Below are 14,776 nucleotides of genomic sequence, written 5' to 3' on the forward strand. Positions count from 1 at the left end.
GCCCGGGCGCGCATCCCGCAGGGGTGGAAATCGCAGGCGCAAAGGGCACCAGGGGCACAGGGGAGAATGGATCCACGTACCTCCTTATCGGCGTGCGCGCGTGCCGCGGACCCCGCAGATCGACGACCGATGGGATGCCTGCAACAAGGCCCTCCACAGCGAGTGCACACCGTGGATCCCATTCCGCGAGCTCAGTGAGCAGGCGCTCGCAAGCACCTATCGGGAACTCCGGATCGACGCAGACCCGAAGACACCGTCGCCGACTCGGCAGGCTTACTGGCCAGTATGGCGACGTGGCCGTTGTGGCCGGATGTGTCCGGATGTGTCCGCCGATTTTTACCACCGCGCTGGCGCTTCGATCGGACACCTTGCCACATGGCCTCATCGGCGCGGGACGTTCGAGGCACACTTCAATCCGGGCTCCCCTGCGTTCGGCTGGCTCGTCCCGGCCACGCACGTCGACACCCTTGGGCCGCGGCCGCCCTTTGCTGCCGCTCAATCGGCGAGCTCGGCCCCACCATCGAATCGGCCGTCGCAACGCTGTGATCTCCGGGATCGGGTCAACCGGGCACACCAGCTCGATTTTTCCGTGCAGGTGGCCTGATTCGCTGTGCCAATCAGCGTCGGCGGCCTATTTCCATCGGGTAGACATCCCGGATCTTGATGTCGAAACGGCCGGTCCTCCGCATGGCAGGATCCAAGCGCTTCGCACCACGACGCCCTTCCCACAACCTCTGGGGATCAGATTCTGAGCTGTCGCCATCGAGTGCGGCACGAGAGCTCCCCTTGACAGCAAGAAATCCGGATCCAGAATATAGGTATGGGCCCCACCGTGGGTTCGAGGATTCCGATGTCACCTGGAGACCAAACATGGACAACTTCGAGGATGATGACGGGGGGCTGTCGACGTACGTCGCAGCCAGCTCGTCGAAAATCGGGTTGATCGTCCCCAGTTCCAATACGACCATGGAGACGGAACTACCGGAACTGTTCCGGCGACAGTCTGCTGCTACGGGTCATCGCTATACATTTCATTCGGCTCGAGCAAAGCTGCGCAACGTCACGGTTGAGGAACTGGCCGCGATGGTCGACAAGGCGGCCGAGTGCGCCGACGCGGTCTCGGATGCCGACGTGGATGTGATTGCCTACGCGTGTCTGGTGGCAGTGATGGCCCAGGGCCCTTGGGCACACAAGCGCTCGGAAACCCTTATGACCCATGCGGCAGCCGATAACGGGCACCCGGCCCCGGTGACGAGCAGCGCAGGGGCTCTGGTCCGCACGCTACAGGAGTTGGGCGCACACCGGGTTGCGATGGTCGCACCGTATATGCCGGACCTCACAAGGCTCGTCAGTGACTACATCGAAGGCGCGGGAATCGCCGTCCAGGACGTGATCGGGCTGGCGGTCGCAGACAACCTGAAAGTCGGCCGCTTGGACACCCGGAAGCTGCCGGAAATCGCCCGGAGACTTGACCGCGTCGGTGTCGACGCGATTGTCCTTTCGGCCTGCGTGCAGATGCCGTCCTTGGACGCAGTCCAACAAGTCGAAGACGAACTCGGTCTCCCGGTCGTCACCGCAGCGACAGCCACCGCGTACGAGATCCTCCGGGCGCTTGGCCACGAGCCCGCCATGGCCGGTGCAGGTCGGTTGCTTGCCGACCCCTCCACCGTCGATGCGTCGGCGTCACTCGCATGACGGCATCTGCAGACCCGGCAGCGGACGGACCGCGGGGCGCCCTACAGGATCTGTTGGTGTTGGACCTGACTCGGATACTTTCCGGCCCATTTGCCACGATGACCCTGGCCGATCTCGGTGCCGACGTGATCAAGATCGAACAACCCAGAACCGGTGACGACACCAGGGCGTGGGGCCCACCGTTCCAGGGAGAAGAAGCAGCGTACTTCCTCTCCGTCAACCGCAATAAACGCAGCATGGCCGTGGATCTGAAGTCTGCCGAGGGGCGTGAGGCAGTGTGGAAGCTGGCCGCGAGGGCAGACGTGCTGGTGGAGAATTTTCGACCGGGCACGGCGGCGGGTCTCGGCTTCGGATTTGATGAACTTTCGAAGGCGAATCCCGGATTGGTCTATGCGTCGATCAGCGGCTACGGGCAGACCGGTCCTGAAGCCAGGCGGGCAGGCTACGACGCGATCGCTCAGGCGCGAAGCGGCATCATGAGCGTCACCGGGGAGGCGGACGGTCCCCCGGTGAGGGTCGGCGTCAGCAGTGCAGACCTGGTCGCCGGGATGTGGGCCACGATCGGGATACTGGCCGCCCTGCATGAGAAGCAGCGGACGGGCCTAGGTCAGTGGGTGGACATCAGCCTGCTGGATGGCTCTGTCGCGTGGTTGACTTATGTGGCGAGCGGGTATTTCGCCTGCGGGAATACGCCCCGGCGCTACGGCTCAGCACACCCCACCATCGCACCATATCAGGCGTTCGCGTCTTCGGACGCGTATGTAATGGTGGCGGTGGGCAATGACGGACTGTGGAAACGCTTCACTTCCGCCATAGAACGCGAAGATCTCCTCCGCGACGAACGGTTTGCCACAAATGCGGCACGGGTCGAGAACCGAAACGTTCTGATCCCGGTGATCGAGGACATCATGCTGACGCACACCACAGAAGAATGGGTGCACACTTTGAACACTGCCGGGGTGCCGGTGGGCCCCATCCAGACCGTTGGCCAGGCAGTGCAGGATCCGCAGGTCGTTGCGCGGGGAATGGTGGTCGAAATGCAACACCCGACGGCGGGGAGGGTGAACACGGTTGGCTGCCCGATTCGGCTCACTCGGACCCCGGCGAGCGTCCGGATGCCGCCGCCCCTGTTGGGCCAGCAGACCGACGAGATCCTGGCCGGCCTCGGGTACGATGCCGTTGATATTGCAGGCCTCCACGCGAGCGGTGCAGTCGAGTGACGACCATCACCATCGGAGACGTGAGATACTCAACGCACTGGGCAAAGCTCAGGGCGGGCGCTGGGAGAGGCGGCCATGTCGCTGAAGGCCACGATATTGACCACAGCGGCGGTCATCCGCGGGCCGGGGAGGTGCTTTTGTTCCGGCTCGGATTCGAGGGAGTTCGTGCATGCATCCGCCGACGACGTCCGAACCGCTTTCGTCGCGATAGCCGCAGCACTGCTGGCCGTCGGAGACATTCCTGTGCCGACAGTCGCCGCAATCGAAGGAGTGGCGGCAGTGGCAGTATGCCAGCTCGCACTCGCCTGCGACCTGCAGTTGATGGGGAGTTCGGCCCGCATTGGCATGCCTACCTCCCAGCTCGAATTCTCGTGTCGGCGATCCTCGCCAACCGGACGGATCGGTCCGTCCGGGACGGGCACCTAGGCTGGGAAGTAACTTTCGTTCTGTGAGGTAAACCATTGAAGGGTCAATAAGATGCGCGCCGCCGTCCTCCGTTCCACCGTTCCTGCCGGAACCAGCTATTCAACGGCGAAACCGTTGGTCCTCGAGGAGCTGGTGGCGCCGGAGCCGCGCGCCGGCGAGCTCGGCGTGCGCATCGTCTACTCAAGCCTCTGCCACTCCGACCTGTCCGTGGTGGACGGGTCACGCATCCGCCCGTTGCCCATGGCGTTGGGCCACGAAGCAGTCGGCCGCGTGCTCACCTTGGGCGAAGGCGTAAGGGATGTGAGTGTCGGCGACCACGTCGTGCTGGTGTTCGTACCCAGCTGCGGCAGCTGCCGGGCCTGCACCGCCGGGCGGCCGGCGCTGTGCCACCGGGCCGCCGTTGTCAACGGCTCCGGCGACCTGCTGCACGGGGAAGCCCTGCTGAAAACCGCCGGAGGAGAGAGGATCAACCATCACCTGGGAGTCTCCGCGTTCGCCGACTACGCTGTCGTGGCTCGGGAATCCGCAGTGGTCATAGACGACGACGTGCCCGATGCCGTTGCCGCGATGTTCGGCTGCGCGGTGCTGACCGGCGCGGGGGCGGTCCGCAATACCGCCGCCGTGCAGCCGGGCCAGTCTGTCGTAATCTTCGGGCTCGGCGCCATCGGCCTCTCCGCCGTCATGGCAGCCACGCTCGCCGAAGCATCCGCGGTCATCGCGATCGACCCGAATGCGGCAAAGCACCAGCTCGCCCTGGACTGCGGGGCGAGCACGGTGGGGACGCCCGACGACGCCGCGCGGCTGGTCGCCGAGGCTGCCGGAGATGGTGTGGACGTGGCCATCGAAGCGGTGGGTTCGGCTGCGGTCCTCGTCTCCTGCCTGGATCTGATCACCCGCGGCGGTGCCGTCGTCTCTGTCGGTCTGCCGCATCCTTCCGCAAAACTGGTCGTGCCGGCCCTGCAATTCGCCGGCGCCGGCAAAAGGCTGCTTGGTTCCTACATGGGCGACGCCGTGCCGGGCCGGGACATCCCCCTCTACTTGGGGTACTGGCGGGAAGGGAAACTTCCGGTGGAGCTGCTGCACTCCGACACCAGGCCGCTGGCAGAAATAAACGAAGGCCTGGATGATTTGGCGGCAGGCCGCGTGGTGCGCAGGCTGTTCCAGGCGTGACGCCGCAAGAGTTCGTGATAACTGAACTGGTTGACGTAACCGAGTGAAGGAGCTTGACGATGGCTGTAGTTGGATGGATCGGACTTGGCAACATGGGCGGCGGCATGTCCGCGAACCTGGTCAACGCCGGGCATGAGGTGCGCGGCTTCGACCTAAGCGAGGCCGCCATGGCGGCGGCCGGGACAGCCGGCGTGAAGCTTGTCGGCAGCATCGCAGAAGCGGTCGGGGGCGCCGACGTCGTCTTCACCATGCTGCCCAAGGGCGATCACGCCCGAGCGGTCTACCTGAACGACGACGGCGTATTGGCCCACGCCGACCCGAGGACCCTGCTGGTCGACTCGTCCACCATCGACATCGAATCCGCGCGGACGTTGCACGATGCCGCCGCCGCCGCCGGGTTCCGCTTCGTGGACGCCCCTGTCTCCGGAGGAATGAGCGGGGCGCGTGCCGGAACGCTGACCTTCATGGTCGGCGGGGAGAGCCACGCGGTCGAGGATGCCGGCGTCTTCATCAGGCCCATGGCCGGGAACATCATCCCTACCGGTGGTGCCACCACGGGTCAGGCCGCCAAGATCTGCAATAACCTCATGCTCTTCATCAACCTCGCCGGCACGGCCGAAGGTGCCGTGCTGGCGGACCGGCTTGGGCTCGATAAGCAGGTGTTCTGGAATATCGCCTCAGTTTCATCAGGGGACAGCTGGGCGCTGCGTACCTGGTACCCGATCCCCGGGGTCGTGTCCACCGCGGCATCGAACAACGACTTTGCGCCCACCTTCACCGTCGAGCTGGCCAAGAAGGACATCGGTCTCGCCATCGCTGCGGCCAAGGGCACCGGGACTCCGCTGCACATCGGCGAGCACGTCGAGCAGCTGTACCAGCGTCTGATCGACGCCGGCGACGCCGGCAAAGACTGCTCCATAATCGTCAAGCTGGTGGACGGCACGCTGGAGCAGCAGCAGTAGCTGCTGTAGGAGCGGCCGGCCCCTCCCGGAGGTCCCGAAGGTGCCGGCTCCCCGGTCAGCGGCTACGAAACGCGCCGCGAGCCTTTAACCTCTCGTGCATAGGTTTCGGGGTCTGAGATATCGGACTTGGAGTAGTCCCTTAGCCCGAAAGCCGCAGCAATCGTGATCAGGGCCGAGACCAGTATGTATACGGATACCGCATACCCGGTTCCGAACTGATGGAGCAGGAAAGTGGCAACCAGTGCGGCCGGCCCACCGGCGATGATCGAGGCTAGCTGGTAGCCCAGCCCAGCGCCGGTGTACCGGAGGTTGGTCGGGAAGTTCTCCGCAATGATCGACGCCTGCGGGCCGTATTGCATCGCGTGCGGGATGAGCGCCACACACAAGGCAACGAAGACCAGCCAACCAATGCCGCTGTCGAGAAGTGCGAAGTAGACAAAGCCCCAGACGCCGGTGATGGCCGCCCCGATCAGGTAGATCTTTTTGCGACCGACCGTGTCGGACAGGTGCCCGAAGTATGGCACACAAAAGAGCTCGATGGCCGCCGCGATCATGGTGCCGATCAGAACGAAGTTGTACGAGTAATTGTGGTTCTTGTCGGTCAGGTAGGACAACACGAACGCGGTCACGATGTAGAACGGCATCTGCTCCGACATCCGCAAGAGCGCCGACAGGATGATCGCTTTCGGGTACCTTTTGATCACCTCGAGAACCGGAGCCTTTTGGGTCTTCTGGGTCTTGACCACCTCGGCGAACATCGGGGTCTCCAGGATTTTGAGCCGGATGTAAAGCCCGATGCCGACCAGGACCAGGCTGAGCAGGAACGGGATCCGCCAGCCCCAGGCAATGAAGGCGTCCGTGCCCATGATGCCGTTGAACACGGCAAGCAGACCGGTGGAGAGAATGATGCCGATGGCGACACCAAGCTGCGGCCAGCTGGCCATCAGCCCTCTGCGCTTCTGGTCACCCCATTCCATCGAAAGAAGAATGGAACCGCCCCACTCGCCACCGACGGCGATGCCTTGAAAGATGCGAAGGATGATCAGGACGGCTGGTGCAGCGTCGCCCCAGGTCGTCGCACCGGGAAGCACACCGATCAGCGCGGTCGAGATCCCCATCATCAGCAGCGTGATGATCAGCATCGCCTTGCGGCCAATCCGGTCGCCCCAGTGCCCGAAGATCGCCGCTCCGACCGGACGGGCCAGGAAGCCGACGAAGTAGGTGGCGAACGCGGAGATCAGCCCTAGATAGGGGGACATGTGGGGGAAGAACACATGTGGGAACACCAGTGCCGCCGCTGTGCCGTAGAGGAAGTAGTCGTACCACTCGATTGTCGTCCCGATGGTGCTGGCGATCGCCGCTTTGCGCGCCTGACTTCGCTGTTCGAGGCCACTCACTGCAGCCGGCTCGAGTTTGGACATTACTGTCTCACTTTCCCTGTTGAACGTTCAACTGGGTCCAGGCACGCCGCCCGGGCTCGGGTAACGGGGTGCGCTCGCTTTCCACGACTGTGTGTGTCGTGTGCACCGTGCTTACACCTAACTGTTTAGCCAGAGTCGAGTAAGTTGTCAAGGAACCCAATGCAGCGGCGGAAATCACAGGCGCACAGCCCACAAGTCCCAGCCCCCACCAGCAGCGCCCAAAATCGCCGGACGCTGGGGCACAGGAGACAATGGAGGCATGTACCTGCTGCTGGCCGCATCCGACGCGCGCGCCGCCCCCGAGGGCACCGACAGCCAGAGCGCGCCCATTGGCCCTTGTGCGGACATTATCCCCCTCAACGCCCTTGGAGAAGCCACGGCTGCCAGACGCACCCTGGCAGTTGCCGACCTACCGGCGGCCGTAACACAGTTGGAAAACGAGCAGCGGCCGCGCTGGGTGTGGAATCGGACGCAGAGCTGGTATCCACCGCTGCTGGACGCCGGCGTCAGTGTCGAGCGCTGCCATGACGTGGCACTATGCCGCAACATCCTGGTCTTTTCGGCCCTCACCGCAGACACTGACTACGCCAATACCACGGCCCCGCTCCGCTTTGATGACATTCTTGACCCGAGCCCCGAAGCCGCGAATCAGGACAGCCTCTTTGATACGCCCGTCAACCAGGGCGGACCCTTTATCGACGCCCTGCGGCAGGAATTCGCCGCCCAGCTGGAAGCCGTCCGCCGCTCCGTTCAGCCGGGCCGTCTGGCCTTGCTCCTGGCGGCCGAGTCCGCCGGCGCGTTAATTGCCGCGGAAATGCGCCACACCGGGCTGCCGTGGCGCGAAGACCTGCACGAACAGATCCTCACCCATCAGCTGGGCCCTCGACCGGCCGGTCTGCAGCGGCCGGAGAAGCTTGAATTCCTGGCCGGTCGGCTCCGCGAGGAGCTCAACGCCCCTGCTCTGAATCCGGATTCCGCCCAGGAACTGATGCGGGCCCTGCACCGGGCCGGCATCGAGACGAAGACCACCAGATCCTGGGAGCTTCAGCAGATCACCCACCCGGCCATTGCACCACTGCTGGCGTACAAGAAAATCAGCCGGCTCCATGCCGCGAACGGGTGGGCGTGGCTGGATCAATGGGTGGCCGGCGGCCGGTTCCGTCCCGAATACGTCGTTGGCGGCGTGGTCTCGGGCCGTTGGGCCTCGCGCGGCGGCGGCGCCCTGCAAATTCCCCAACAGATACGCGGCGCAGCCCACGCGGATCCGGGCTGCAAACTGATCGTGGCGGACGCCGCCCAGCTGGAGCCCCGCGTGCTGGCTGCGTTGGCCCGGGACACCAGAATGGCTGAGGCCGCCCGGGATAAGGATCTCTATGCCGGGATTGCCGCGCAGGGCTTCGGTGGGGACCGGGCGAAGGCCAAGGGGGCGCTGTTGGGTGCCATTTACGGGGCGACCACCGGCGAATCCGGCCGGCTGATGGCGCAGCTGACCCGCACCTACCCGGAAGCCGTTGGTTTTGTCGAAGCAGCCGCCCGCGCCGGGGAACGCGGCGAGGTGGTGACGTCCCGGCTGGGACGCAGCTGTCCGCCGCCGTCGTCGGACTGGCTCGCCGGTCAGCGCAGCAGCACCGCGGAGGAACAGCGCCGGGCCGAAAACACGGCCCGATCGCGCGGGCGCTTTACCCGGAATTTCGTTGTGCAGGGGTCCGCTGCGGATTGGGCCGCCTGCTGGCTGGCTGAATTACGACGGCGGCTGCGCACCTTGGCGTCCGACCGCGCGGCGGTGCACGGTACCGGGGCTGCCAAGGAAGCGGAACTCGTTTTCTTCCTGCACGACGAGGTGATGGTTCATGCGCCGGAGGACCAGGTACAGACGGTCAGGCGGCTGGTGGAGGAGTCTTCTCAGACGGCAACGCGGTTGCTCTTCGGCGAGATACCGATCGCGTTTCCGGTCAACATCACCGTCGTCGACTCCTACGCCGACGCCAAATGACACCTCCCGTCAGTCCCCCGCCCCAACTAGGTAGCAGCAGATGCACTCATTTCGCAATTTGAGTGCATCTGCTGCTACCTAGTTGGGAAGGGGCGGGCGAGGCGAATGGGGTGTGTCAGAGGGGCGGGGAAATGACCCGGGCCGTGTCCCACGGGACGGACCAGCCGAGCTGTTCGAACGCCCGGCTCAGGATGCCGGCGGTAAAACCCCAGACGACGACGCCGTTGACCAGGAAGGCAGGGCTGCTGAACGTCTGCGGGCCACGGGTGAGTGTGGCCGTATACCGGTTGTCCGGGTCCAGCAGGTCCCGCACCGGTATCCGGAAAACCTGGGCGGATTCACCGTAATCAACCACAGCGACGGGCGACGGCGAGTGCCACCACGCCAACACCGGCGTGACCATGAAGTTGCTGACCGACAAGGCAAGTTCGGGCAGCCGGCCCAGGATCTCCACGCCGTCCGGATCCAGCCCGGTTTCCTCCACCGCTTCGCGCAGGGCTGCCGCGTCCACGGAGGCATCACCTGGATCGACCCCGCCTCCCGGAAACGCGACCTGGCCCGGATGATCCGTCAGGGTGGCGGCCCGCTCGATCAGCAGCACGTCAAGCGAAGCCGGGGCCAGCGGTTTGTCAGAAGCGGCGGGGACGGAATCCAGCGCACCGAACAGCAGCAGCACCGCGGCCTTGCGGGCGGTCGCCGGGTACACTGGGGGCAGACGGCGATCCTCCCCGGCACTGGCAAGTGCGGCGGCCGCCCCTGCCAGTGAGACAAGGTCCGCGTACACGCTCACTGTCCCGTCGCCGCCCTCGCGGTCCCCTGCCCCCGGGTCTGTGCACCGCCTGCCGGCTCCGCATCGTCGCTGCCCGGGCCCTGCACCGGCTCCGGCGGGGCCGGCGTGCTCCCGGATCGTGGCAGGGGTTGCGCCAGGCGCTGGGATTCCTGCCGGTATTCGGCCGCCCGGGAGACGTCCGCCAGCATGCGCGCGAGCAATTCCTCGTTGCCCGGCGCCAGTTCGTATTTGAGCAGTTTTTTCGCCTTCTCCGGGTCCGTTTCGCCCTCGCCGTAGGAAGGGCACAGAGTAGCGACAGGGCAGGCTCCGCAGGCGGGTTTCCGCGCGTGGCAAACGCGGCGCCCGTGGAAGACCACGCGGTGCGAGAGCATGGTCCAGTCGGCCGGATCGAAGAGTGCACCCACATTGGATTCGATCTGGACCGGGTCCGCGGATGCCGTCCAGCCAAAGCGCTGGGACAACCGGATGAAGTGGGTGTCCACGGTGATTCCGGGGATGCCAAAGGCGTTGCCCAGCACCACATTGGCGGTTTTGCGTCCGACGCCGGCCAGCGTCACCAGATCTTCCAACCGCCCCGGCACCACGCCGTCGTACTCATCGACTATCCTCGTGGCCAACGAGATCAGGCTGCGTGTCTTCGCGCGGAAGAACCCGGTGGGCTGGATCATGGTTTCCAGCTCCGCGGTGTTGGCCTCCGCCAGCGCCCGCGCATCGGGGTATTTCGCGAAAAGCGCCGGCGTCGTCTGGTTGACCCGCACATCCGTGGTCTGCGCGGAGAGCACCGTGGCCACCACAAGTTCGAACGCGTTGCTGAAATCAAGCTCCGCGTGCGCGTAAGGGTAAGCGTCCGCGAGCAGGCGGTTAATTTTGCGGGCGCGCCGCTTGAGCGCCAGGGGTGATTCGCCGCCGCTCGGGACGTCTGTGGCAGGCATTCGGTTGGACACGGACTACTCGCCCTCGGGCGCCCGCTCGATGTTGCTCAGATCACGCAGTACGCCCACGCGACCCTCGGTGTTCTGCACCAGGAAGTCATGCCCGCGGTCCTGCAGCGCCAGGATCCAGGCGCCGGGCTCGACGTTGTACACAAACGCGCCGCTCGTCTCGTCGACGACGGGGCGCGGCCGATCCACGGCGAACCAGAAGGCGTCGTAGACGGGATTTTCATCGTGATCCTGATTGGTCTTCGCGCGTGACGACGGGTCGACGGTGGCGCCGATGCTCGCCGGAGCGGGACGACTCTCCGCGTTGTCGCGAGCCAGCTGCGCCTCGGTGTGGACGGCCGGGTTCACGGTCGTCCGCGGAGCTGCTTGGGCCGCGGCGTGCGGGCGCGGGTCAGGTTCGACGGCGGCGCCTGCCGGGGCGGCCGTGTCAGGTGTTCGGGACTGGCCAGCCGCTGCTTTGAGCCCCGCGGCAGCGTTGTTCCCCGCGGCAGCGGAGGGCGCGTCGGCAGGGTTATTCCCCGCGGCAGGGTTATTCCCCGCGGCAGCGGAGGGCGCGTCGGCAGGGTTATTCCCCGCGGCAGGGTTATTCCCCGCGGCAGCGGAGGGCGCGTCGGCAGGGTTATTCCCCGCGGCAGGGTTATTCCCCGCGGCAGGGTTATTCCCCGCGGCAGGGTTATTCCCCGCGGCAGCGGAGGGCGCGTCGGCAGCGCCGCGGCCTCGCAGCCGGGCTGCGAACGCGGTCGCCGTCCCCCCGAGCTTTGCTCCGACGTGACTGCCGTGCTGGCCCGCATCGTGGCTGCCGTGCTGGCCGGCGTGGGTGTGTGAAGTGCCCGCGGAGGGAGCGCTGCCCGCACCTTGCGCGACGGGGCGCTGCTTCGGTTTGGCCGCAGCCGGCTTAGGGGACGCGGGCTTAACGACGGCAGGAACGATGTCCCGGGCCACGAGATGCGCGGGCGTCTCGGAACGGTCCGCAAAATCACCGACAAAGAAGGGCAGCCAAGGCGCTGCGACTGTAGACGCGAGCAGGCCGAGGGAACCGATCAGACCGATCAGGAAGGCCAGCCGGAAATCGGTCACCGTGTAGAGGAAGAAGAAGCCGGCCGCGAAAGAGGCCACCACGGAGCCGAACTGGTCCGCGGAAAGCGAACCGACCCGGATTTTGGCGGTGGGCACCAGCCGGCGGGCCAGGAACAACGCGCCGACCAGCAGCGGCAGCAGAATGCCGATGACAAGGAAGTACAGCGAGAAGCCGTTCCACACATTGACGTAATAATCGGTCTGGAAAAGCGGAAGCATGGAGGCGATGAAGATCACCACGACAGATCCCAGCGCCACCAGATCGCGCAGGGTCAGCGGACCCAGCAGTGCCTGGCTCCGGGCCGCGGCAGCCCTGGCCGCCGGAGGTGATCCGTGTCCCGCGGCCTGCTGGTCCGCGGATGCCGCGCCAGTGCCCGGCCCGGTATTCGCACTCGTACCGGCTGCATCCGCACGGGCGGGCACCGCGTGGGCGCCCGCTGCAATACCGGATGCGGTCCGCGCCTCAGCGTGCGCCTCCTCGTTGCCGGGCCCGGTGCTTCCGGAGCTCTCTGCGCCCCTGTGTCCTGCGCCGAAATGCTGCTCTGTCATTAGCTGCTCCTAGCCGAACGGCGGTCCAGCAGCCGGCCGGTGTGTCTGTTGGGAACGTTCATCAGTTGGGAACTTGTCGACGACGGCCCACGGGTGTCGTCGCCAAATCACGGTTCCATTACAGCCTAATGACACAAACCTGACATCTCCAGCAGGATCCCCCACCGCGGCCCGTCGCCGCGGCTGTCCGAGGCGATTCCGGGCGCACTTGGGCGCAGATCCGGCCCCATTCGCGGCCGGATCATGTGACCGCGGACACGCGTGACTTCTTCCGCGCTAAGGTTTAAGACGGAACCAATCTTCGTGCCGGCAGGTGCAGATCCAGCAGCAGATAAAGACGGAAAGCAGCCATGCCACCGTTCGCCGGCACCCGTAGGGAATAGAGGGTTAGAGATGTCCCAGGACACGACCGCGGCTTCGGCTGCCACCAGCAATACCGGAGATGCGCTGGAAAACCTGCTGCACGAAAACCGCAGGTTCCCGCCGAGCGCCGACTTCGCCGCCCATGCGGTCATCCAGGCCGGCGAATATGAGGAGGCGGCAGCGGACCGACCGGCCTTCTGGGCCAAACAGGCGCGCGGGCTGCTGTCCTGGCACAAGGACTTCACCGAGACTCTCGACTGGTCAAACCCGCCGTTCGCCAAGTGGTTCGGCGACGGCCAGCTCAATGCGGCCTACAACGCCCTCGACCGGCACGTTGAAAACGGCCTGGGCGAGCGGGTCGCCATCTACTTCGAAGGTGAGCCCGGCGACACCCGCACCTACACCTATGCGCAGCTGACCGAGGAGGTCAAGAAGGCCGCCAACGCCTTCGAGTCCCTTGGCGTGGTCAAGGGCGACCGCGTGGCGGTGTACCTGCCGATGATCCCGGAGGCAGTGATTACGCTGCTGGCGTGCGCCCGGATAGGTGCCGTACATTCCGTGGTTTTCGGCGGGTTCTCCGCGGATGCGCTGCGTTCGCGCATTGACGATGCCGAAGCCAAACTGGTGGTCACCGCGGACGGCACCTACCGCCGAGGCAAACCCAGCGCCCTCAAACCGGCCGTTGACGCGGCCCTCACCGCACCTGGGCACACCGTCGGGCACGTCGTCGTCGTCAAGCGCAACGGTGAGAACGTTGACTGGATCGAGGGCCGCGATCTGTGGTGGGACGATTCGGTCGGCGCTGCGTCCGCCGAGCACACCGCCGTCGGCCATGATGCCGAACATCCGCTGTTCATCCTCTACACCTCGGGCACCACCGGCAGGCCCAAGGGCATTCTGCACACCACCGGCGGTTACCTGACGCAGGCGGCCTACACACACAAGGCCGTCTTTGACCTGCACCCGGAAACCGATGTGTACTGGTGCACGGCCGACGTCGGCTGGGTCACCGGGCACACCTACGTCGCCTACGCGCCGCTCATCAACGGCGCTACGCAGCTGATCTACGAGGGCACCCCGGATTCCCCGCATCAGGGCCGCTGGTGGGAACTGATCGAAAAGTACAAGGTTTCCATCCTCTACACCGCGCCCACCGCGATCCGGACCTGCATGAAGTGGGGACGCGAGATCCCGTCCAAGTACGACCTGTCCTCCATCCGGGTGCTCGGTTCCGTGGGCGAGCCGATCAACCCCGAGGCCTGGATGTGGTACCGGGACGTGATCGGCGCCAACGCGGGCGGGAACGGCGAAAAGAAGGAGAACCCGGCGCCCATCGTGGACACCTGGTGGCAGACCGAGACCGGCGCGCAGATGATCGCCCCGCTCCCCGGCGTCACCGCCACCAAGCCGGGTTCGGCGCAGACACCGCTGCCGGGCATTGCGGTGGATGTGGTGGATGAGATGGGTGAATCGGTACCGAACGGCAGCGGCGGGTATCTGGTGATCCGCGAGCCCTGGCCCGCCATGCTGCGCGGCATCTGGGGCGACGAGCAGCGCTACAAGGACACCTACTGGTCCCGTTTCGACTCGATGTACTTTGCCGGTGATGGTGCCAAGTTCGACGACGACGGCGACGTCTGGTTGCTCGGGCGGGTCGACGACGTCATGAACGTCTCCGGGCACCGGCTCTCCACCACCGAGATCGAATCAGCGTTGGTCAGCCACCCCTCGGTGGCGGAGGCAGCCGTCGTGGGGGCAGCGGACGAGACCACCGGCCAGACGGTTGTGGCGTTTGTGATTCTGCGCGGCAGCGCCGTTGATGATCCCGATATTGTTACGACGCTGCGCAACCATGTGGGCAAGGAGATCGGCCCGATCGCCAAGCCCAAGACCATCCTGGTGGTGCCCGAGCTGCCCAAGACCCGCTCCGGGAAGATCATGCGGCGGCTGCTCAAGGACGTCGCGGAGGGCCGCGACGTGGGCGATGCGTCCACTTTGGCGGACAACTCGGTGATGCAGCAGATCGCCGATTCACTCAAAAAGTAGCCGCAGCAGCAGTAACCGCAGCACCCTCCCAATCTGAGGTGCGCACGATGGGCCGTCCCGGCATCTTCACCCCATCGCGCGTGCCTCAGCTGTTTAACACCGTAACGCAAACGTGACGAAATG

Annotated in this window: 11 protein-coding genes; 7 read left to right on the plus strand and 4 right to left on the minus strand. The window is 65.6% G+C overall.

The genetic code is table 11. The features are described 5' to 3' along the window. Positions 1-870 precede the first annotated feature (870 nt). From QMG52_RS03360 to mmsB, 5 genes are all read left to right on the plus strand, one after another. Positions 871-1,695 carry a maleate cis-trans isomerase family protein gene (locus tag QMG52_RS03360; RefSeq protein ID WP_283559014.1) on the plus strand — a complete coding sequence of 275 codons (825 nt, stop codon included), beginning with the start codon at positions 871-873 and terminating at the stop codon, positions 1,693-1,695. Further along, the gene (locus tag QMG52_RS03365) at positions 1,692-2,915 is read left to right on the plus strand and encodes a CaiB/BaiF CoA transferase family protein (protein ID WP_283559015.1); all 1,224 of its coding nucleotides are present in this window, start codon (positions 1,692-1,694) and stop codon (positions 2,913-2,915) included. Before QMG52_RS03360 ends, QMG52_RS03365 begins: the two co-directional genes overlap by 4 nt. 75 nt (positions 2,916-2,990) lie before the next feature. Beyond that, positions 2,991-3,341, plus strand: coding sequence for an enoyl-CoA hydratase/isomerase family protein (locus QMG52_RS22100; protein WP_502920437.1), 351 nt, complete (start codon positions 2,991-2,993; stop codon positions 3,339-3,341). Between the two features lie 51 nt (positions 3,342-3,392). Then, the gene (locus QMG52_RS03370) at positions 3,393-4,511 is read left to right on the plus strand and encodes an alcohol dehydrogenase catalytic domain-containing protein (RefSeq protein ID WP_283559016.1); all 1,119 of its coding nucleotides are present in this window, start codon (positions 3,393-3,395) and stop codon (positions 4,509-4,511) included. A 59-nt stretch (positions 4,512-4,570) separates the two neighbouring features. Further along, positions 4,571-5,473, plus strand: coding sequence for a 3-hydroxyisobutyrate dehydrogenase (mmsB, locus tag QMG52_RS03375; RefSeq protein ID WP_283559017.1), 903 nt, complete (start codon positions 4,571-4,573; stop codon positions 5,471-5,473). 62 nt (positions 5,474-5,535) lie between these two features. On the opposite strand, the gene QMG52_RS03380 is transcribed toward mmsB, so the two are convergent. After that, positions 5,536-6,894, minus strand: coding sequence for an MFS transporter (locus QMG52_RS03380; protein WP_283559018.1), 1,359 nt, complete (start codon positions 6,892-6,894; stop codon positions 5,536-5,538). 259 nt (positions 6,895-7,153) lie between these two features. On the opposite strand from QMG52_RS03380, the gene QMG52_RS03385 reads away from it, so the two are divergent. Then, positions 7,154-8,887, plus strand: coding sequence for a bifunctional 3'-5' exonuclease/DNA polymerase (locus QMG52_RS03385; RefSeq protein WP_283559019.1), 1,734 nt, complete (start codon positions 7,154-7,156; stop codon positions 8,885-8,887). Between the two features lie 115 nt (positions 8,888-9,002). Here QMG52_RS03385 and QMG52_RS03390 read toward each other — a convergent pair whose 3' ends face one another. Genes QMG52_RS03390 through QMG52_RS03400 form a run of 3 tightly spaced genes read right to left on the minus strand, consistent with a single transcriptional unit; the run spans position 9,003 to position 12,244 of the window. After that, positions 9,003-9,677, minus strand: coding sequence for an NUDIX hydrolase (locus tag QMG52_RS03390; protein WP_502920438.1), 675 nt, complete (start codon positions 9,675-9,677; stop codon positions 9,003-9,005). Further along, positions 9,674-10,609 carry an endonuclease III gene (gene nth, locus QMG52_RS03395; RefSeq protein WP_283559020.1) on the minus strand — a complete coding sequence of 312 codons (936 nt, stop codon included), beginning with the start codon at positions 10,607-10,609 and terminating at the stop codon, positions 9,674-9,676. Before nth ends, QMG52_RS03390 begins: the two co-directional genes overlap by 4 nt. A gap of 15 nt (positions 10,610-10,624) precedes the next feature. Next, positions 10,625-12,244 (minus strand): MFS transporter, encoded by a 1,620-nt coding sequence (locus tag QMG52_RS03400; protein WP_283559021.1) that lies wholly within the window; start codon positions 12,242-12,244, stop codon positions 10,625-10,627. A gap of 393 nt (positions 12,245-12,637) precedes the next feature. Between QMG52_RS03400 and acs the strand changes: the two genes are divergently transcribed. Then, positions 12,638-14,653, plus strand: coding sequence for an acetate--CoA ligase (gene acs / locus QMG52_RS03405; RefSeq protein ID WP_283559022.1), 2,016 nt, complete (start codon positions 12,638-12,640; stop codon positions 14,651-14,653). Positions 14,654-14,776: the final 123 nt, after the last annotated feature.

The organism is Paenarthrobacter sp. PH39-S1, assembly GCF_030063245.1.
Lineage (GTDB): Bacteria > Actinomycetota > Actinomycetes > Actinomycetales > Micrococcaceae > Arthrobacter_M.